This is a genomic window from Qipengyuania intermedia (assembly GCF_019711615.1).
Taxonomy (GTDB): domain Bacteria; phylum Pseudomonadota; class Alphaproteobacteria; order Sphingomonadales; family Sphingomonadaceae; genus Qipengyuania; species Qipengyuania intermedia.
On the sequence record NZ_JAIGNS010000001.1, the window covers coordinates 394,489 to 412,553 of the forward strand.

The following is an 18,065-nucleotide window of genomic DNA, read 5'->3' on the forward strand; positions in this document are numbered from 1 at the left end:
AGTGATCGTGTCAAGAATTCAGGGGCGTATTTCGATCGGCGTCCCGTCCGGGATCAGCGACCACAGCTCCGCGATCTCGCGGTTGGAAAGGGCAATGCAGCCATCTGTCCAGTCGCCCGGAACGCGCGCATCGAAAGGCATACCGTTGGGCTGGCCGTGCAGGAAGATGAGCCCGCCGGGCGAGCGCCCCCGCGCCTTCGCATAGGCTTTGTCGGCGGCGTTGGGATAGTCGATATAGAGGCTGAGGTAATAGCTCGATTGCTCGTTGCCATAGGTGATGGTGTAGCGGCCTTCGGGCGTGCGCTCGTCCCCTTCGAAGCGTTTATGGCCGACCGGCTCATCGCCATATTGCAGGCCGTCATAAGTGCGGATGATCTTGCCCCCTTGGTAGACCCAAAGCGTGCGATCGGACTTGTCGACCAGCACGAAATCCGCCCGCTCGCCCTCCTGTGCCTGTTGCGCACGCGCCTCGGGCACGGCTTGCGAGCAGGCTGTCGCCAAGAGGCAGGCAAAGAGAAAAAGGAACCGCATCGCATTCAGGCTATCGATTTTTCTTTCCGCCGCCAACGGAAGAGCGGATAATATGCCATGGACTTGTTCGAATTGCGCCATGTCGCAACCGTATTCGGCGTCGCCGCCATCATGATCGGGTGGAACCTCATCAGTCGTCGCCTGCCGGGACATTACGGCAAGGCGGTGGACGGCGCGGTCGAGATCGTGCCGACGGTGGGGATGTGGCTGTCGGCCGTGCTGATGCCGATCGGTTCGCTCGCGCTCCTCGCTCTTGGCGCGGTGGTCCTCTACGGCCTGCCCGAATATCGCTCGCCGATTGTCATTGTCGCGATGCTCATGTGGGCGTGCAGTTTCGCTTTCGGACTATCGTCAATTGCGAAGATCATCGCCGTCCGCAGGCACCGCATCCGCTACGACAGTTTCGGCCTGAGCTACATCCCGTCGCGCGGGGGCAAGCGGACGTACCTGGCGTTCGACGACGTGGACCGTGTCGAGATTCGCTGGCTGGGCGCGGACCGCATCCGTTCGGGCGAGATCGCCATTCCCTTTGCCGAAGACGCGGGTGGAAGCCGGCAATTGGCCAGCCTCCTCGATCAGCGGTTGCTCAGTCGAGAAATGGATCGCGCATAAGGATCGTATCGTCGCGTTCGGGGCTGGTGGACACCAGCGCCACGGGCGTTTCAATCAGTTCCTGCACACGCTGGATGTATTTCACCGCATTGGCTGGCAGGTCGGCGAAGCTGCGCGCCCCGGCGGTCGATTCCTTCCAGCCGTCCATCGTCTCGTAGATTGGCTCCACTTCCGCCTGGTCGGCCGCGTGGCTCGGGAAATAGTCATAGACATTGCCGCGCAGGCGATAGCCGGTGCAGATCTTCACCTCGTCCAGCCCGTCGAGCACGTCGATCTTGGTGAGCGCGATGCCGGTGACGCCGCTAATCGAACAGCTCTGGCGCACGATCACCGCATCGAACCATCCGACCCGCCGCTGGCGGCCGGTGACGGTGCCGAATTCATGGCCGCGCTCGCCGATGCCCTTGCCGACATCGTCTTCGAGTTCGGTCGGGAAAGGACCGCTGCCGACGCGCGTGGTGTAGGCTTTCACGATGCCGAGCACATAGCCGGTCGAATTGGGGCCGAGGCCGCTGCCTGCCGCCGCCGTGCCGCTGACCGTGTTGGAGCTGGTGACGAAGGGATAGGTGCCGTGATCGATGTCGAGCAGGACCCCCTGCGCGCCTTCGAACAGGATTTTAGCGCCAGCCTTGCGCACTTTCTTGAGGCGCTTCCACACCGGCTGTGCGTATTGCAGCACGAAATCGGCAATGCCGCGCAATTCCTCGAGCAATGCCTCGCGGTCGACCGGCGGCTGGTCGAAACCGGCACGCAGCGCGTCATGATGGGCGCACAGGCGATCGAGCTGCGGTTCGAGATGATCGAGATGCGCAAGGTCGCACACGCGGATCGCGCGGCGGCCGACCTTGTCTTCGTACGCCGGGCCGATGCCGCGGCCTGTCGTGCCGATCTTGCCCGAACCGGCAGCCGCTTCGCGCAGGCCGTCGAGATCGCGGTGGATCGGCAGGATCAGCGGGCAATTGTCGGCAATCGCAAGATTGTCGGCGGTGATGGTAACGCCCTGCCCTTCGAGCTTTTCGACCTCGGCCTTCAGCGCCCAGGGGTCCAGCACAACGCCATTGCCGATGATCGACAGCGTGCCGGACACGATGCCCGAAGGCAGCAGCGAAAGCTTGTAGACGTTGCCGTCGATGACCAGCGTGTGGCCGGCGTTATGGCCGCCCTGGAACCGGACGACGGCATCGGCGCGGCTGGCCAGCCAGTCGACGATCTTGCCCTTGCCCTCATCGCCCCACTGGGCGCCGATTACGGTGACGTTGGCCATTGAAAAGCTACTCGCGATCTAGGGATGCACAAACGCGCGTCGCGTTAGGCGTTTGCGGCCAAGGGGGCAAGGCAGATCGGGGAAACTTCGAAGCCACTTCTCCATTGTTCAGGCAAAGGAGAATTTATGACCGACTATCCCACTCTCAACCTGAACGACGGCCGCCAGATCCCCCAGCTCGGCTTCGGCACCTACAAGATCGACGAGGACAAGGCGCCCGAAGCCGTCTCGACCGCGATCGACGTGGGCTACTGGCTGATCGACACGGCGGCCATCTACCAGAACGAAAAGGGCGTCGGCAAAGGCGTGGGCGAATGGTCCGACATCTTCCTACAGACCAAGGTCTGGAACGAAAGCCAGGGGTATGAACGGGCCAAGCGCGCGGCGGAAAAGTGCCTCGAACGGCTGGGCCGCGACCATGTCGACATGCTGCTGATCCACTGGCCCTGCCCCGACAAGGGCGAATTCGTGGACACGTGGAAAGCGTTCATCGAGCTGCGCGACGAGGGCAAGGCCAAGTCCATCGGCGTTTCCAACTTTCGCGAACAGGACCTGCGCAAGCTGGTCGAGGAGACGGGCGTGACCCCCGCGCTCAACCAAATCGAACTGCACCCCAGCTTCCAGCAGCGCGCCCTGCGCAAGGTGCATGAGGAAATGGGTATCGTCACGCAAAGCTGGTCGCCGCTCGGCCAAGGCGAAGGTCTTTCGAACGAGACCATCGAAGCCATTGCGGAAGAAACCGGCCAGCCCGCCAGCGCGGTCATCATCCGCTGGCATATCCAGCACGGCTTCTCGACCATTCCCAAGGCCAGCAGCCGCAAGCATATCGAAGCTAATTTCAAGGCCTTGTCGTTCGAACTGTCGGACGACCAGATGGCGCGCATCGACGCCCTCGACAGCGAAGACGGCCGCATGGGCCCCGACCCCAGCGAATTCTGCTGAACAGGAGGGGTGCGAGGCCGCGTGCACGCTGCTAAAGGCGCGCCAACATGACCGAGCACCCCATCCGTATTGCCGCGCTCTATCACTTCACGCGGTTCGACGATCCGGCAGCCCTGCGCCCCGCCCTTGCCGCTTTGTGCGACAAGCACGGCGTGAAGGGTACGCTGCTGCTGGCGCATGAAGGCATCAACGGCACGATCGCCGGGAGCGATGCGGGCATCCAGGCGGTGCTCGACCATATCCGTGCGCTGCCGGGCTGCGCGGATCTGGAAGTGAAGGAATCGCGTGCAGACACCATGCCCTTCTATCGCAGCAAGGTGCGGGTGAAGGCGGAGATCGTCACCATGGGCCAGCCCGACCTCGACCCGATGGAGGGCGTCGGCACCTATGTCGCGCCGGAGGACTGGAACGCGCTGATTTCCGATCCCGACACCATCGTGATCGACACCCGCAACGACTACGAGGTGCAGATCGGCTCTTTCGAAGGCGCGATCGACCCGGAAACGAAGAGCTTCCGCGAATTTCCCGAATGGTTTCGCGCCCGCCGCGCCGAATTCGAGGCCGAGGGCAAGACGCCGAAGATCGCCATGTTCTGCACCGGCGGCATCCGCTGCGAAAAATCGACCGCCTTCGTCAAATCCGAAGGGCTGGACGAGGTTTACCACCTCAAGGGCGGCATCATGAAATACCTCGAGGAAGTGCCCGAGGAGGAAAGCCTCTGGAAAGGCGAATGCTTCGTCTTCGACGAGCGGGTGAGCGTGAAGCACGGCCTCGAAATCGGCGAGCACACGCTGTGCCGCGCCTGCCGCATGCCCCTGTCGCCTGAGGACCTCGCGCACGAGACTTACGAGGAAGGCGTCGCCTGCCGCCACTGCCACACAGAGCGCACCGACGAACAGCGCGCCCGCTATGCCGAACGCCAGCGCCAGTCGAAACTCGCCCGCGAGCGGGGCGAAGCGCATGTCGGCAAGGTGCTGGACCGGGACGGCAAGGATGGCTGAGCCGGTCCTCTACAGCTTCCGCCGCTGTCCCTATGCGATGCGGGCGCGCATGGCGCTGCACATCAGCGGGGTGGAGAAGGAGCACCGCGAGGTCGTGCTGCGCGACAAGCCTGCCGCGATGCTGGAAGCCTCGCCAAAGGGGACCGTCCCTGTTCTCGTCACCGATGACGGCACGGTGCTGGAGGAAAGCCTCGACATCATGCGCTGGGCGCTCGGCAAGAGCGATCCCGAAGGCTGGCTGGAGCGTCAGGATACAGAGCTGCTGGAAGCGACCGACGGGCCGTTCAAGCATCACCTCGACCGATACAAATACCACACGCGCTACGAGGATGCGGACCCGCTGGAACACCGCGCGCAGTGCCTCGATCATCTGAAACGCCTGGACGAGCGGCTGGAGGGGCAGTCCAATCTATGCGGCGAACAACGCGGCTTCGCCGATATCGCCATTTTCCCCTTCGTGCGGCAATGCGCTAATCACGACCGCGAGTGGTTCGAAGGCGCCGGCATCGCCAATGTCGCCGCATGGCTCGAACGCCATGTGACGTCCGACCTCTTCGCGGCCATCATGACCAAATATCCGAAGTGGGAGCCGGAAGCGGCTTAAAGCGGCTTCGCCTCGCCGTTTTCGAGGCGGTGCGTGCATCCCAGCGTTGCGGCATCGTCTTCTGCATTGACGGCTGCGCGGGTGCGCCAGCCGTCCGCACGCAATGACGCTGCTACCGAACGGTCATGGCCGAGCGGCAGGAATACCGTGTCGCGCTGCTCCGCCTCGCCCTTGCCGAGCGCTTCGAGGATCGGCTCCATGTAGAGCGAGAAGCCGGTTGCTGCCTCGTCGCTGCCCTTGATCGCATAGGTCCCGCCGCGCCCCAGCGCGCCGCGTGCCTTGTCGCTGTGCAGCGTGAAGCCGAACCAGCTCTGGTATCCGAAACCGTGCCGTTCGGACGGGTCGAGCGTGAGGCGCACGCGGTCGCCAAGGATCGCGGCCACTTCGCGCAGCGCCGCGGTCCGGCTGGCGAGCACACCGCCGGCATCCAGCGCCGACAGCTTCTCCAGCGCCTGCTCCATCGGCCCTGCGGCATAAAGCAGCGGGAGATAGGCTTCCCCGCCGACAGCCTTGAGGCCGCCCGCATCCTTCATGTCGAGTTCGCGGCGCACCGCTTCACGCTGCTCCACGTCGAGTGGGAGCGCCTCTTCAGCCAGCGTATCGACGAGGTCGGGCATGGTGAAATCGACCGACAGGCCATCGACACCGGCAGCTTCCAGCGCATCGAGCGCGACCGAAACGGCTTCTGCGGCGGCTGCCACGCTGTCGCTTCCGACCAGTTCGGCACCCAGCTGCAGGCGCTGGCGAGCCGGATCGAGCTGGTCCGCCTTGATCGTGGCGACCTCGCCTGCGTAGCACAGGCGCAACGGGCGCGGCGCATCGCGCAGCGAGGTGGCGGCAATCCGCCCGACCTGCACGGTCATGTCGCTGCGCAGGGCCAGCGTGCGCAAGCTTTCCGGATCGGTAAAGCGGATCATGCGGCGCGTCGCCACGCCTTCCATGCGTCCGGCAAGCGAATGCTCGAATTCCACCAGCGGAGGACGCACGCGGTCGTAACCGTGGGCGTCCATCGATTGCAGCACCTGACGCATGGCGCTGGTGATGGCGGCGGCACGCGCAGGCAGCGCGTCTTCGAGCCCGATGGGCAGGAGATCGTCAGGCTGTGTCATATGGCCAGCGCCCCTGCCCCATCGCGCATCAGAATGCCAGTGGCATTACGGTCTTCACGCCTTCCAGCGCGCAGGCCTTGTCGACGACGTCCTGCGGTATCGGCTGGTCGACACTGAGCAACAGGATCGCTTCCCCGCCCGCTTCGCGGCGGCCGAGGTTGAAGGTGCCGATGTTGATGCCATTTTCGCCCAGCAGCGAACCGATCCGGCCGATGAAGCCAGGTGCGTCTTCGTTGACGATGTACAGCATGTGCCCGTCGAGCTCCGCCTCGATCCGCACGCCGAAGATTTCGGTCAGGCGCGGCGCATCGGCGCCGAACAGCGTACCGGCAACCGACCGGTCGCCGCTGTCGGTGCCCACGGTCACGCGCAGCAGCGTGTTGTAGGCGCCTTCCTTCTCGTGACGGATCGAGCGGATATCGAGGCCGCGTTCCTTCGCGAGGAAGGGCGCGTTGACCATGTTCACCGTGTCCGAATACTGGCGCATCAGGCCGGCAAGCACCGCACCTTCGATCGGCTTGCCCGAAAGCTGGGCTGCGGCGCCCTCGCGCTCGATGCTGATCTTGGTGAGGTTGCCGTGGGCGAGCTGGCCCACCAGGCTACCGAGGTTTTCGGCAAGGCCCATGTAGGGGCGCAGCTTGGGAGCTTCCTCTGCGCTGAGCGAAGGCATGTTGAGCGCATTGGTGACGCCGCCGTTGACGAGGTAATCGGCGAGCTGTTCGGCCACCTGCAAGGCGACATTGACCTGCGCTTCATTCGTGCTGGCGCCAAGGTGCGGCGTGCAGATGAAATTGGGCTTGCCGAAGAGCGGCGATTCCTTGGCCGGTTCGGTCTGGAACACGTCCAGCGCCGCGCCAGCGACCTGACCGCTGTCGAGTGCATCGGCCAGCGCCGCTTCGTCGATGAGGCCGCCGCGCGCACAATTGACGATGCGCACGCCCTTCTTGGTCTTGGCGAGGTTTTCGCGGCTGAGGATGTTGCGGGTTTCATCGGTCAGCGGCGTGTGCAGCGTGATGAAATCGGCACGGCCCAGCAGCGTGTCGAGATCGACCTTCTCGACCCCGATTTCCACTGCGCGTTCTTCGGTCAGGAAGGGATCGAAGGCGATGACCTTCATCTTGAGGCCCTGCGCACGGCTGGCGACGATCGAGCCGATATTGCCCGCGCCAATCAGGCCCAGCGTCTTGCCGGTGACTTCGACGCCCATGAAATCGTTCTTCGGCCATTCGCCCGCCTGTGTGCGGCGGTCGGCAGCGGGGATCTGGCGGGCCAGCGCCATGATCATCGCGATGGCGTGTTCGGCGGTGGTGATCGAGTTTCCGAACGGGGTGTTCATCACGACCACGCCTTTCGAACTGGCGTAGGGAATGTCGACATTGTCCACGCCGATACCGGCGCGGCCGATGACCTTGAGATTGGTCGCCGCGTCAAGGATTTCCTTGGTGACCTTGGTCGAAGAACGGATGGCGAGGCCATCGTATTCACCGATGCGGGCTTTGAGTTCTTCGGGCGTTTCGCCGGTGATGACGTCGACGTCGCAGCCGCGCTCTTCGAAGATGCGCGCAGCGTTCGGGTCCATCTTGTCGCTGATAAGGACTTTAGGTTTGCTCATGACGGAATATTCCTGTCGCTTTCCCGGCTTTGTACCGGGCAGTAATTAGGGAGGAAGGCGGCGGCCCGAAGCGCGGGCCGCCAGCCGGATCAGCCGTTCTTGACGGTCTCGTAGGCCCATTCGATCCAGGGCAGGAGACGCTTCAGGTCTTCCTGCTCGACCGTACCGCCGCACCAGATGCGCAGGGACGGCGGGGCATCGCGATAGCCGTTGAAATCGTAGCCCACGTCGCGGTCTTCGAGAAGCTTGACGATCTTCTTCGGGACAGCAGCCTGGTCTTCTGCGGACAGACTGTCGTACCAGTCGCCCTGGAAGACGAAGCATACGCCCGTGTTGGTGCGCTTGGCAGGGTCGGAGACCATGTTGCGCAGCCACGGCGTAGCCTCGATCCAGTCGAGCACGATCTTGGCATTGGCATCGGCGCGTTCGAACATCGCCTTGCGGCCGCCCAGGGCCTGCGCCCATTCGAGCGCGTCGATGTAATCTTCGGTCGCCAGCATGGACGGCGTGTTGATCGTTGCGCCTTCGAAGATCGAGCGGTTGATCTTGTCGCCCTTCTTCAGGCGGAAGAGCTTGGGCAGCGGCCATTCGGGATCGTATTCCTCGATCCGGTTCACCGCCTTGGGGCTGAGGATCAGCATGCCGTGCTGGGCTTCGCTGCCCATCACCTTCTGCCAGCTATAGGTCGTGGCATCGAGCTTGGCCCAGTCCATCTCCATGGCGAAAACGGCGCTGGTGGCATCGTTGATGGTCACGCCTTCGCGGCCTTCGGCGAGCCAGTCGGTGTTCGGAATCTTCGCGCCCGAAGTCGTGCCGTTCCAGGTGAAGACGACGTCGTTTTCCTGCGGGATGGAAGCGAGATCGGGGATTTCGCCGTAATCGGCATCGAGCGTGGTCAGCTTGGGCAGCTTCAATTGCTTTACCGCGTCCTGGATCCAGACGTTGCCGAAACTTTCCCACGCCGCGACCGTGGCCGGGCGATCGGGGCGCAGCATCGTCCACATCGCGCATTCCAGCGCGCCGGTGTCCGAAGCCGGCATGATGCCGACCAGGTAATCCTCGGGCACGCCGAGCATCTCCTTCGACAGGTCGATGGCATATTTCAGCCGCGACTTGCCAAGGGCGCTGCGATGCGAGCGTCCGAGCGATTCGGTTTTGAGGTTGGAAGCGGACCAGCCCTTGTGCTTGGCAGTCGGTCCGGACGAAAAGAAAGGGCGCTCGGGTTTGAGCGTCGGTTCGGCAGTCATGTATTCTCTCCTTGCAGAGAGCTCGCGCGGCGTTGGGACCGCGTGGCCCATCGGCGGCAATAATGTTGCGGTGCGGCGAGTCAATGCGAAATAGGTATGCGTCTGATTTGCAGCGGTTCGTTCAATCAAGCGCCCTCTCGCCAAAATCGTTCCACTTGCCTAAAGCCCGGCCTGATGGACGTTACCGATCTACGCATCGCGCTGTTCAGCGGGAACTACAATTACACCCGCGACGGTGCGAACCAGGCGCTCAACCGGCTGGCCGAATACCTGCTGAGGCAGGGCGCAAAGCTGCGTGTCTATTCCCCGGTGGTCGACAATCCCGATTTCGAGGCGACCGGCGATCTCGTCAACGTGCCCAATGTGCGTATGCCGGTTAAGGGGCGCGGCGAATACCGCCTTCCCTTGGGGCTCGGCAGCAAGGTCGAGGCCGATCTGGCCCGCTTTGCGCCCAATACCATGCACCTCGCCTCGCCCGATCCGTCGGCGCACAAGGCGCTCAAATGGGCCCGGGCGCAGGACATTCCGGTGCTAGCCAGCGTGCATACGCGGTTCGAAACCTACCCTCGCTATTACGGCCTCGGCTTCCTCGAACCCGTGGTCGAAGCGGGCCTGCGGCGATTCTATAATCGCTGCGACGCGCTGGTCGCGCCCTCGGACAGCCAGATCGCCGAACTGAAGACGCAGGAGATGCACGAGGACATCTCGATCTGGTCGCGCGGGGTGGACCGAGACGTGTTCGACCCCTCGCGCCGCGACATGGAATGGCGCCGCGCGAACGGCCTTGCGGATGACGACGTGGCCATCGTTTTCCTCGGCCGCCTGGTCATGGAAAAGGGCCTCGACGTCTTTGCCGACACGATCGTCGAATTGCGGCGCATGCAGGTGCCGCACAAGGTGCTGGTCATCGGCGACGGGCCTGCCCGCGGCTGGTTCGAAAAAGCCCTGCCCGGCGGCACCTTCGTGGGCTTCCAGACCGGCAAGGATCTTGGCCGCGCGCTGGCGAGCGGGGACATCTTCTTCAATCCCTCGATCACCGAGACCTTCGGCAATGTGACGCTGGAAGCGATGGCCTGCGGGCTACCCGTGGTCGCTGCCGGGGCGACGGGCGCCGCCAGCCTCGTCAGGCCGGGCGAAACGGGCCAGCTCGTCCCGCCCAGCAAGACCGACGCCTTCTCGAAAGGCTGCGCCGAAGCGCTGGCGCCCTATTGCACCGACGATGCCCTGCGGCTGGCCCACGGCGCGAATGGCGAGAAAGCCGCGCGCGCATATTCGTGGGACGCGATCAACCAGGCGGTGGTCGACACCTATCTGCGGCTGCACGCCTCGCGCACAGCCGCATAACAGGTGTTTGTCCTAGCGCAGGACGCCCTTCTTCTTCATCGACCAGGCATACCAGAGCTGGAAGATGGCAAGGCCCCACAGAAGTATGGGGAACCAGCCGGGCTGCATTTCAGCCAATTCGGCAGGCATGTCCGCCCCCGCTTCATAGACCGTCGTCAGCGCAATCCCGATGAGCGAGATGACGAAGGACCAAACGGCGAAGCGGCTGCGCAGCAACAGCAGGACCGATCCCATTACCGCGCCCCACACGCCGAGCGCCCATCCGGCTTCGGCCCAGGCGGGAAACTGGTCGAGATAATCGATACCCGCCTGCGGATAGCCCATGGAATTCAGGTAATCCATGTTGCGCAGTTGCGTCTGCGTGTAATCGTTCGCGCCGAAGCCGTTCCATAACAGCGTCACGATCCCGACCACCCATAGGTGCCAGGGTGCCTTGGTCGCACTATCCATCCGAAAATCCTCCCTCTCGCGTCCCTCGGCCACCAGACTAGCGCCGGGGCCGAAAGACGCAAGATTGAGGCAGATCAGAGGCGTTCGATCTTCTTCGCCAGCTCGTCCACGAGGTCGACGATTTCGCGCATGGTATCCTCGTCCAGCTGGCCGCTCTTGGCGCGGTTTTTCAGCACGGTTGCGAGATTGCCGACCGCTCGGAACATTTCTGGGGTGGCGAACGCCTTGCCTGACTTCGCGCGGTGCCTGCGCTGCCCTTCGATCCGGCCGACAAGCGTTTCGATCTCGTCCTTGCGGTCGGCCAGTTCGCCGCGGCCCTTCTCGGTCGCGCCATAAGCCCTTCGCGCTTCGTCGCCATCGACCTCGCGGATCAGGCCTTCATCCTGCAGCAGGGAGAGGGTCGGATAGACCGTCCCGGGACTTGGCGAATAGGTGCCACCGGTCATTTCTTCCACGGCTTTGATCAATTCGTAGCCGTGCCGCGGTTCTTCCGCGATCAGGTGCAGCAGCAAAAGGCGCAGCTCGCCGCTCGCGAACATCCGGCGACGCCGCGATCTGTGCTTGCGGCCCGATTTCCCGCCACCCTCGCCAAAGGGACCGCGCGGACCGAACGGACCGTTCGTGCTAAAAGGTCCGTCGGGACCGAATGGACCGCGGCGGCCAAAAATGCCGTCGGGTCCGAAAACTCCCGAAGCGCCATAGGTCCGGGTGAAGCTGCCGTCGGAATCGGGATCGACATCCACATCGATCTCCACCTCGACATCGAAATCTTCGCCTTCGGGCCGGTCGGGAATGTCGCCTTCCATCGGCTCGTCGCGATCTCCGCTACAAGTCATATCGAATCTCCTCTTAGATATTACTAAGATATATCTTATTGACCCACTGACAAGCGCCCACTGCAATTTGTCGGCGAACGCACTATGTGATCCGATCAATGGCCGACCTTTTTCCCGAAGATCTCCCGCAAACCCCCGCGTCCGAGGGCGTGCGCGAAGATGCACCACTCGCCGACCGACTGCGCCCCAATTCCCTCGCCGAGGTTATCGGGCAGGACCATCTGACCGGTCTCGAAGGCGCGATCGGCCGCATGGTCGCTGCAGGCCGCCTCTCCAGCATGATCCTGTGGGGCCCGCCCGGAACCGGCAAGACCACCATCGCGCGCCTCCTGGCAGACAGCGTGGGCATGCGCTTCGAAAGCGTCAGTGCAGTGTTCTCCGGCGTGGCCGACCTCAAGAAAGCCTTCGCCGCCGCAGACAAGGCTGCGGAGGCCGGCCAGCGCACGCTGCTGTTCGTGGACGAAATCCACCGCTTCAACCGCGCCCAGCAGGACGGTTTCCTGCCCTTCGTCGAACGCGGCACGGTAACGCTGGTCGGTGCGACGACGGAAAACCCCAGCTTCGCGCTCAACGCCGCACTGCTCAGCCGCGCACAGGTATTGATCCTCCAGCGCTTGGACCGCGAGGCGCTCGGCCAGTTGCTCGACCGGGCGGAAGAGCTGGAAGGCCCCCTCCCCCTGACGGAAGAAGCGCGCGATGCCCTGGTGGCGAGCGCCGATGGCGACGGGCGCTTCCTGCTCAACCAGGCGGAAACGCTCTACAATGCGAAGATAGACGAACCGCTCGACCCGGCAGCGCTCGGCAAGTTCCTCCAGCGACGCGTCGCGGTCTACGACAAGGATCGCGAGGGCCATTACAACCTGATTTCCGCACTCCACAAGGCGGTGCGCGGCAGCGATGTGCAGGCCAGCCTCTATTACCTCGCGCGCATGCTGACGGCTGGCGAGGAGCCGCGCTTCCTCGCCCGCCGGCTTGTCCGCATGGCGGTGGAAGACATCGGCATGGCCGACCCGCAGGCGCTGGTCCAATGCATGGCGGCGAAGGATGCTTACGAGTTTCTCGGCAGTCCGGAAGGCGAACTCGCGCTGGTGCAGGCCTGCACCTATCTCGCCACCGCTCCCAAATCCAACGCGGTCTACAGGGCGCAGAAATCCTCCTTCAAGAGCGCGAAGGAAACCGGCAGCCTCATGCCGCCGCAGAACATCCTCAACGCGCCCACCAAGCTGATGAAGGATATCGGCTACGGGTCGGGCTACAGCTACGACCACGATGCAGAGGACGGTTTTTCGGGCGACAATTACTGGCCCGAGGAGATGGAGCCGCAAAGCTATTACCAGCCGGTAGAGCGCGGGTTCGAGCGCGAGGTGAAGAAGCGTCTCGACTATTGGGACAAGCTAAGGCGCGAACGTGACTGACCGCTTCGACCATTTCGTGGCGATCGACTGGTCGGGGGCGAAAGGGGCGAAGCAGAAAGGCATTGCCGTCGCCATCGCCGATGCAGGAGGTGGCCCGCCGGTACTGGTGGAGCGCGGAAAAGGGTGGGGCCGCGACGACGTGCTCGCAATCCTGCGCGACGATCTGCCGGACGATACGCTGGTCGGGGTCGATCTGGGCATCTCCCTCCCCCACGCAGATTGCGGCGCGTTCTTCCCCGCCAACGACTTGCTCCTGCCGCACGCGCCTGCCCTGTGGGCGCTAATCGACGACATCTGCTCGCATGAAGCGAACCTCGGCGCGCAGGCCTTCGTCGATCACCCTTCCTACCGTCCCTATTTCCGCAACGGCACCGATACCGGTACGCATTTCTTCTGCGACAATGCGGAACACCGGCGCGGGCGCTTTCGCGTGACCGAGCAGGTGCAGGCCAGCATGGGGTGCAAACCCTATTCCAACTTCAACCTCGTCGGCGCGGCGCAGGTCGGCAAGTCCAGCCTCACCGGCATGCGGATGCTGCACCAGCTGCGCGGACGCCTGCCCGTGTGGCCGGTCGACCCGCTACCCGCCTCCGGTTCGGCTCTGGTCGAGATTTACACCAGCCTCGCCGCGCTTGAGGCTGGCCGCAGCGCAGGGCGGGCAAAGATGCGCACGATCGAGGAGCTGAATGCAGCGCTCACAGTCCTCGGGTCGCCTTCGGTACCCGGCAGCGGGGCAATCGACGACCACGCTTCCGACGCGCTGCTGACGGCGGCGTGGCTGCGCAAAGTGGCCGGAGAACGGGAACGCTGGGCGCCGCAGGGGCTGAACGACGAAATTGCACGCACAGAGGGCTGGACCTTCGGCGCGTTTTAGCCCAAAGGCGCGCGTCGTTGGGTGAACAGGCCGGCTTAGCTCAGTTGGTAGAGCAGTTGATTTGTAATCATCAGGTCGCGGGTTCGACTCCTGCAGCCGGCACCACCCGCCCCCTTTAGCCCTCTTTTCCAGCCTCGCTTGCGGCCATCAGGTCCATGAAATTGCGGGCGGCTTCGCGCTCGTCATCGTTTTCGAATGCCACGTCGAGATCGGGCGCCGCGCCGAGCATGAAGAGCAGCGACCACAGGGCAAAGCGTTTGCCCGGGTCTGTTTCGAGGCCGAGGTCCACGCGGCAGCGTTCTATGCCCGCTTCCAAACCCGCCGGAGTAACTTCGGTCAGGTCCGGGGTGGCGAAATAGCGGCGCATGAGATCGTCGAACTGCATAGCGCCGGAGTAGGTGCGAAGGCGGCGCGGCGCAAAGACAATTCGTCAGGGCACCCAGTTTGGGGGCCACCAATACTCGCCATCGGCGGCAAAAACGATTAGAGGCGCGCCATGCACTTTCTCGACCAAGCGAAGATCTACCTGAAAAGCGGTTCCGGAGGCCCCGGCGCCGTCAGCTTTCGCCGCGAGAAATATATCCAGTATGGCGGCCCGGACGGCGGCAATGGCGGCAAGGGCGGCGACATCGTTTTCGAAGCGGTCGAAGGCCTCAACACGCTGATCGACTTTCGGTACTCGCAGCATTTCAAGGCGAAGCGCGGCAGCCACGGCATGGGCCGCGACCGCACCGGTGCAGGCGCGCCCGACCTGGTGATCCAGGTGCCCGTCGGCACGCAGGTCCTGTCCGAGGACAAGGAAGAAGTGCTCGCCGATTTCACCGAAGCGGGACAGAAGGTCGTCTTCCTCGAAGGCGGTATCGGCGGACGCGGCAACGCCAGCTACAAGAGTTCGACCAACCGCGCCCCGCGCCAGCACCAGCCGGGCGAACCGGGCGAGGAAATGTGGGTCTGGCTGCGGCTGAAGCTGCTGGCAGATGTTGGCCTGCTCGGCCTGCCGAATGCGGGCAAATCGACTTTCATCAACCAGGTCACCAATACCAAGGCCAAGGTGGGCGCTTATGCCTTCACCACGCTCGTGCCGAAACTCGGCGTCGTGCGCCACAAGGGGCGTGAATTCGTCCTCGCCGACATTCCCGGCCTGATCGAAGGCGCAGCAGACGGCGCAGGCATCGGCGATCGCTTCCTCGGCCATATCGAACGCTGCCGCGTGCTGATCCACCTGATCGACATTGCGGGCGATGACCCCGCAGACGCCTACCAGACCGTCAACGCGGAGCTCGACGCCTATGGCGCGGGCCTCCTAGACAAGCCGCAGCTGGTGGTGCTCAACAAGCTCGACCTTGCGGACAAGGAACTGGGCGCGGCCTTTGCCGATGAATTGCTGGCTGCAGGGGCGGAAAAGGTCTTCTCCATCTCCGGCGCGACGGGCGAAGGGGTCGAAGAACTCATGGATGCGGTCCTCAGCTACCTGCCGGAACGCACCGCGACCGAGACCAAGGCCGCGCCTGTCGACGATACCGAGGCGGACGAAGCCTCCGACTGGTCGCCTCTCTGATTTCTCGATGGCCATAGCCTCCCTCGCCGACATTCGTTCCGCCAGGCGGCTGATCGTCAAGGTCGGCTCGGCCCTGCTGATCGAAAACGGCGAAGCGCGGCGCGAATGGCTGGCGACTTTGGCAGGCGAACTGGCCGGGTTGCGGGAAGCGGGCACCGAGATCATCGTCGTATCCTCGGGCGCGATTGCGCTGGGTGCCGCACGCCTCGGACTGCCAAAGGGTGGCCGCGCAAGTCTTGCCGATGCACAGGCGGCCGCATCGGTCGGGCAGGTGGAACTGGCGCGGGTCTGGGGAGAGGCGCTGGCGGCGCACGGAATGCTTGCCGCGCAGATGCTGGTGACGCTGGGCGATCTCGAGGACCGCAGGCGCTACCTCAATGCCTCCGCAACGCTGCAGCGGCTGATCGAAACCGGCGCAGTGCCGGTGGTCAACGAGAACGACAGCGTGGCGACCGAAGAAATCCGGTTCGGCGATAACGACCGGCTTGCCGCCCGCGTGGCGCAGGCTGCGGGCGGGGATGCGGTCCTGCTGCTCTCCGACGTCGACGGGCTCTACGATCGCCACCCGAGCGAAGATGGCGCGCAGCTGATCGAAAAGGTCGAGGGCGTTTCACCCGAAGTCATCGCCATGGCGAGCACGGAATCGGGTTCGGGCATGGGCTCTGGCGGCATGGTCGCCAAATTGCAGGCCGCGCGCATTGCCGAGCGCGCCGGTATCTGCCTCGCGATCATCAACGGCACGCACGACGCGCCTATCGGAAAGGCGCTGGACAGCGGGACCGGCACGCTCTTCACCGCGCAAGGAGAAGAGAGCGCGCGCAAGGCATGGTTGTCCGGCAGGCTTGCCCCGGCAGGCGTGCTGACCGTCGATCCCGGCTGCACCGCCGCGCTCGCCAACGGCGCCAGCCTGCTCGCGGCAGGTCTCACGGCAATCGAGGGCGATTTCCAGCGCGGCGACCTTGTCGCAATCCACGGTGCGAAGGGCGAGCGGCTGGGTCAGGGCCTCGTCGAATACAGCGCCGCCGAATGCCGCCAGATCGTGGGCCTGCGCGAAGAAGAGCAGGCCGAAAAGCTCGGCTATGCGCCCCGCGCCGCAGTCGTCCATCGCGACCACATGGTGCGCGCATGATCGTCGCGCTGACAGGGGCCACCGGCTTCGTCGGGAGGGCCGTGCTCGACGTCGCTAGCGATCGGGAGGTCACAATTCGGGCCCTGACCCGCCGTGCGCAGGACGAAGCGGCAGGGGTGGAGTGGATCGAGGGCAGCCTGTCCGACACCGCATCGCTGGAAACACTCTGCCAAGGTGCCGACGCCGTCATCCACGTGGCAGGCCTCACCAACACCCCCGACCCAGCTACTTTTCGCGAGGCCAATGTCGAAGGAACCGCGCGCCTGATCGAGGCCGCAAAGGCCAAGAAGGTGAAGCGCTTCGTTTTCGTTTCTTCCCTCGCCGCGCGCGAGCCAGGTCTGTCGGCCTACGGCGCCTCGAAGGCGGAGGCGGAAAAGCTGGTCGAGGCGAGCGGCCTCGACTGGACGACCGTGCGTCCGCCCGGCGTATACGGCCCGCGCGATGTCGATTATTTCGAGATGTTCCGCAGCGCGAAATTCGGCTTCCTTCCCCTGCCCCCGCGCGGCGCCAGTTCGCTGATCCATGTGCAAGACCTTGCGCGCCTCCTGCTCGACCTCGTCGATGCCTCACCCGCCTTGGTGAGGCGCAAGACCTTCGAACCCGACGACGGACGCGAAGGCGGCTGGGGCCATGACGAACTCGCCAAAGCCATCGGGCAGGCCGTGGGACGCAGGGTCTTTGCACCCCATCTCCCCAAGAACGTGCTGGAACTGGGCGCGAAGGCCGACAAATTGCTGCGCGGCGACAAGGCGCGCCTGACTGCCGACCGGGTCGGCTACATGACCCATCCGAACTGGGTATCGCGATCCGCGATGAAAGTGCCCGCAGCCGTGTGGGAGCCCTATATCGAAAGCCGCGACGGCCTGAAGATGACCGCGCAATGGTATCGCGAGGAAGGCTGGCTTTAGCCTGCTTGCTCCGGCGCCACGCACTCCCTCATCGCATAGGCTTCCGCGTAGGGCCGGTCCCAGCACCTGTCGAACGCCTCGAGCACGTTGAGGTTCGGCGGCCATGCCATTGTGAAACTCGAGCCGTCTGGGCGATTGAACGTCAGATTGTCGGGTGCAGGCATCCCTTTCAGCCGCTCGATCGCGCGCGCCAGCCTCTCGCGATCACGTGACAGGAAGGCGATACTCCCGTCGACATAGTGATTCCAGCCGAAATCGCGGTCCCACTCGGGCGATTTATAGGTCAGTTTGAACAGCGCGATCGCCTGCTCAGTCTGGCCGATTTCCGCGCGAAGCTGCCCCTCGTGCCAGTAAAGAATGCTGGCATGGGCCCGCTTTTCGTGACGCCAGTCGCGGATTAGCTCGGCGGCCTCTTCGCTGCAGCCGCGTTTCGCCAGCGACCTCCAGCCCCCTTCGAGGTCCTGATCGAACTCCTGCTGGGACAAAGCGAGCATTACCTCGCGATCATAGGTGCAGTCGGGCGGAGACAGCGGACCGGCGGCCTGCGCCAGTGCGAGAACGGATAGGAGGGCAATCGACATCGGGGGAGCCTATCCGCGCGCAAAGGCAAGTCAACACGGGCTGGGTGA

Annotated in this window: 19 protein-coding genes and 1 tRNA gene; 11 read left to right on the top strand and 9 right to left on the bottom strand. The window is 64.2% G+C overall.

The window, feature by feature from the left end; all coding sequences use genetic code 11:
* Positions 1–18 precede the first annotated feature (18 nt).
* Positions 19–531 carry a L,D-transpeptidase family protein gene (locus tag K3179_RS01935; protein ID WP_221562236.1) on the bottom strand — a complete coding sequence of 171 codons (513 nt, stop codon included), beginning with the start codon at positions 529–531 and terminating at the stop codon, positions 19–21.
* 57 nt (positions 532–588) lie between these two features.
* Between K3179_RS01935 and K3179_RS01940 the strand changes: the two genes are divergently transcribed.
* Positions 589–1,143, top strand: coding sequence for a hypothetical protein (locus K3179_RS01940; protein ID WP_221562237.1), 555 nt, complete (start codon positions 589–591; stop codon positions 1,141–1,143).
* On the opposite strand, the gene K3179_RS01945 is transcribed toward K3179_RS01940, so the two are convergent.
* Entirely contained in the window at positions 1,118–2,407 is a 1,290-nt protein-coding gene (locus tag K3179_RS01945) for an adenylosuccinate synthase (RefSeq protein ID WP_160594392.1), read from the bottom strand. The two genes, K3179_RS01940 and K3179_RS01945, sit on opposite strands and share 26 nt — an antisense overlap.
* A 126-nt stretch (positions 2,408–2,533) precedes the next feature.
* On the opposite strand from K3179_RS01945, the gene K3179_RS01950 reads away from it, so the two are divergent.
* The 3 genes from K3179_RS01950 to K3179_RS01960 are packed head-to-tail and all read left to right on the top strand — an operon-like array spanning position 2,534 to position 4,954.
* A complete protein-coding gene (locus K3179_RS01950) occupies positions 2,534–3,349 on the top strand; it encodes an aldo/keto reductase (protein WP_221562238.1) in 816 nt (271 codons plus the stop codon).
* Positions 3,350–3,396: 47 nt separating this feature from the next.
* Positions 3,397–4,350, top strand: a complete 954-nt coding sequence (trhO, locus tag K3179_RS01955) for an oxygen-dependent tRNA uridine(34) hydroxylase TrhO (protein ID WP_221562239.1) — start codon at positions 3,397–3,399, stop codon at positions 4,348–4,350.
* Positions 4,343–4,954: a glutathione S-transferase gene (locus K3179_RS01960; protein ID WP_221562240.1), complete on the top strand. Its 612-nt coding sequence runs from the start codon at positions 4,343–4,345 to the stop codon at positions 4,952–4,954. The genes trhO and K3179_RS01960 overlap by 8 nt, the downstream gene beginning before the upstream one ends.
* Here K3179_RS01960 and K3179_RS01965 read toward each other — a convergent pair.
* From K3179_RS01965 to K3179_RS01975, 3 genes are all read right to left on the bottom strand, one after another.
* Entirely contained in the window at positions 4,951–6,063 is a 1,113-nt protein-coding gene (locus K3179_RS01965; protein ID WP_221562241.1) for an ATP phosphoribosyltransferase regulatory subunit, read from the bottom strand. The two genes, K3179_RS01960 and K3179_RS01965, sit on opposite strands and share 4 nt — an antisense overlap.
* Positions 6,064–6,091: 28 nt before the next feature.
* Positions 6,092–7,675 carry a phosphoglycerate dehydrogenase gene (serA, locus tag K3179_RS01970; protein ID WP_221562242.1) on the bottom strand — a complete coding sequence of 528 codons (1,584 nt, stop codon included), beginning with the start codon at positions 7,673–7,675 and terminating at the stop codon, positions 6,092–6,094.
* Between the two features lie 89 nt (positions 7,676–7,764).
* Positions 7,765–8,922: a phosphoserine transaminase gene (locus K3179_RS01975; protein ID WP_221562243.1), complete on the bottom strand. Its 1,158-nt coding sequence runs from the start codon at positions 8,920–8,922 to the stop codon at positions 7,765–7,767.
* A gap of 174 nt (positions 8,923–9,096) precedes the next feature.
* Between K3179_RS01975 and K3179_RS01980 the strand changes: the two genes are divergently transcribed.
* Positions 9,097–10,266, top strand: coding sequence for a glycosyltransferase family 4 protein (locus K3179_RS01980; RefSeq protein WP_221562244.1), 1,170 nt, complete (start codon positions 9,097–9,099; stop codon positions 10,264–10,266).
* 12 nt (positions 10,267–10,278) lie between these two features.
* Here K3179_RS01980 and K3179_RS01985 read toward each other — a convergent pair whose 3' ends face one another.
* Both K3179_RS01985 and K3179_RS01990 read right to left on the bottom strand, forming a co-directional pair.
* The gene (locus tag K3179_RS01985; protein ID WP_157799495.1) at positions 10,279–10,716 is read right to left on the bottom strand and encodes a hypothetical protein; all 438 of its coding nucleotides are present in this window, start codon (positions 10,714–10,716) and stop codon (positions 10,279–10,281) included.
* Between the two features lie 74 nt (positions 10,717–10,790).
* Entirely contained in the window at positions 10,791–11,552 is a 762-nt protein-coding gene (locus tag K3179_RS01990) for a PadR family transcriptional regulator (protein ID WP_247712767.1), read from the bottom strand.
* Positions 11,553–11,650: 98 nt separating this feature from the next.
* Between K3179_RS01990 and K3179_RS01995 the strand changes: the two genes are divergently transcribed.
* The 3 genes from K3179_RS01995 to K3179_RS02005 all read left to right on the top strand — a co-directional run bounded on the left by K3179_RS01995 (position 11,651) and on the right by K3179_RS02005 (position 13,946).
* Positions 11,651–12,967, top strand: a complete 1,317-nt coding sequence (locus K3179_RS01995; protein ID WP_221562245.1) for a replication-associated recombination protein A — start codon at positions 11,651–11,653, stop codon at positions 12,965–12,967.
* Positions 12,960–13,841 carry a hypothetical protein gene (locus K3179_RS02000; protein ID WP_221562246.1) on the top strand — a complete coding sequence of 294 codons (882 nt, stop codon included), beginning with the start codon at positions 12,960–12,962 and terminating at the stop codon, positions 13,839–13,841. Before K3179_RS01995 ends, K3179_RS02000 begins: the two co-directional genes overlap by 8 nt.
* A gap of 29 nt (positions 13,842–13,870) precedes the next feature.
* Positions 13,871–13,946, top strand: a tRNA-Thr gene (locus tag K3179_RS02005).
* A 10-nt stretch (positions 13,947–13,956) separates the two neighbouring features.
* Here K3179_RS02005 and K3179_RS02010 read toward each other — a convergent pair.
* Positions 13,957–14,226: a hypothetical protein gene (locus K3179_RS02010; protein WP_221562247.1), complete on the bottom strand. Its 270-nt coding sequence runs from the start codon at positions 14,224–14,226 to the stop codon at positions 13,957–13,959.
* Between the two features lie 111 nt (positions 14,227–14,337).
* On the opposite strand from K3179_RS02010, the gene obgE reads away from it, so the two are divergent.
* The 3 genes from obgE to K3179_RS02025 are packed head-to-tail and all read left to right on the top strand — an operon-like array spanning position 14,338 to position 17,436.
* Positions 14,338–15,399 carry a GTPase ObgE gene (obgE, locus tag K3179_RS02015; RefSeq protein ID WP_221562248.1) on the top strand — a complete coding sequence of 354 codons (1,062 nt, stop codon included), beginning with the start codon at positions 14,338–14,340 and terminating at the stop codon, positions 15,397–15,399.
* A 7-nt stretch (positions 15,400–15,406) separates the two neighbouring features.
* On the top strand, positions 15,407–16,528 hold the full coding sequence (gene proB / locus K3179_RS02020) for a glutamate 5-kinase (RefSeq protein ID WP_221562249.1): 1,122 nt from the start codon (positions 15,407–15,409) through the stop codon (positions 16,526–16,528).
* On the top strand, positions 16,525–17,436 hold the full coding sequence (locus tag K3179_RS02025) for an NAD-dependent epimerase/dehydratase family protein (protein WP_221562250.1): 912 nt from the start codon (positions 16,525–16,527) through the stop codon (positions 17,434–17,436). Before proB ends, K3179_RS02025 begins: the two co-directional genes overlap by 4 nt.
* On the opposite strand, the gene K3179_RS02030 is transcribed toward K3179_RS02025, so the two are convergent.
* The gene (locus K3179_RS02030) at positions 17,433–18,017 is read right to left on the bottom strand and encodes a hypothetical protein (protein WP_221562251.1); all 585 of its coding nucleotides are present in this window, start codon (positions 18,015–18,017) and stop codon (positions 17,433–17,435) included. The two genes, K3179_RS02025 and K3179_RS02030, sit on opposite strands and share 4 nt — an antisense overlap.
* Positions 18,018–18,065: the final 48 nt, after the last annotated feature.

Excerpts from the sequence above, each read along its gene's own strand:
- proB (WP_221562249.1), top strand. The coding sequence starts at position 15,407 with ATGGCCATAGCCTCCCTCGCCGACATTCGTTCCGCCAGGCGGCTGATC.
- K3179_RS01975 (WP_221562243.1), bottom strand. The coding sequence starts at position 8,922 with ATGACTGCCGAACCGACGCTCAAACCCGAGCGCCCTTTCTTTTCGTCC.
- K3179_RS01940 (WP_221562237.1), top strand. The coding sequence starts at position 589 with ATGGACTTGTTCGAATTGCGCCATGTCGCAACCGTATTCGGCGTCGCC.
- K3179_RS02030 (WP_221562251.1), bottom strand. The coding sequence starts at position 18,017 with ATGTCGATTGCCCTCCTATCCGTTCTCGCACTGGCGCAGGCCGCCGGT.
- K3179_RS01945 (WP_160594392.1), bottom strand. The coding sequence starts at position 2,407 with ATGGCCAACGTCACCGTAATCGGCGCCCAGTGGGGCGATGAGGGCAAG.
- K3179_RS01980 (WP_221562244.1), top strand. The coding sequence starts at position 9,097 with ATGGACGTTACCGATCTACGCATCGCGCTGTTCAGCGGGAACTACAAT.
- K3179_RS01935 (WP_221562236.1), bottom strand. The coding sequence starts at position 531 with ATGCGGTTCCTTTTTCTCTTTGCCTGCCTCTTGGCGACAGCCTGCTCG.
- K3179_RS01985 (WP_157799495.1), bottom strand. The coding sequence starts at position 10,716 with ATGGATAGTGCGACCAAGGCACCCTGGCACCTATGGGTGGTCGGGATC.
- K3179_RS02010 (WP_221562247.1), bottom strand. The coding sequence starts at position 14,226 with ATGCAGTTCGACGATCTCATGCGCCGCTATTTCGCCACCCCGGACCTG.
- K3179_RS01995 (WP_221562245.1), top strand. The coding sequence starts at position 11,651 with ATGGCCGACCTTTTTCCCGAAGATCTCCCGCAAACCCCCGCGTCCGAG.
- obgE (WP_221562248.1), top strand. The coding sequence starts at position 14,338 with ATGCACTTTCTCGACCAAGCGAAGATCTACCTGAAAAGCGGTTCCGGA.
- trhO (WP_221562239.1), top strand. The coding sequence starts at position 3,397 with ATGACCGAGCACCCCATCCGTATTGCCGCGCTCTATCACTTCACGCGG.
- serA (WP_221562242.1), bottom strand. The coding sequence starts at position 7,675 with ATGAGCAAACCTAAAGTCCTTATCAGCGACAAGATGGACCCGAACGCT.
- K3179_RS02025 (WP_221562250.1), top strand. The coding sequence starts at position 16,525 with ATGATCGTCGCGCTGACAGGGGCCACCGGCTTCGTCGGGAGGGCCGTG.
- K3179_RS01965 (WP_221562241.1), bottom strand. The coding sequence starts at position 6,063 with ATGACACAGCCTGACGATCTCCTGCCCATCGGGCTCGAAGACGCGCTG.
- K3179_RS01960 (WP_221562240.1), top strand. The coding sequence starts at position 4,343 with ATGGCTGAGCCGGTCCTCTACAGCTTCCGCCGCTGTCCCTATGCGATG.
- K3179_RS01950 (WP_221562238.1), top strand. The coding sequence starts at position 2,534 with ATGACCGACTATCCCACTCTCAACCTGAACGACGGCCGCCAGATCCCC.
- K3179_RS01990 (WP_247712767.1), bottom strand. The coding sequence starts at position 11,552 with ATGACTTGTAGCGGAGATCGCGACGAGCCGATGGAAGGCGACATTCCC.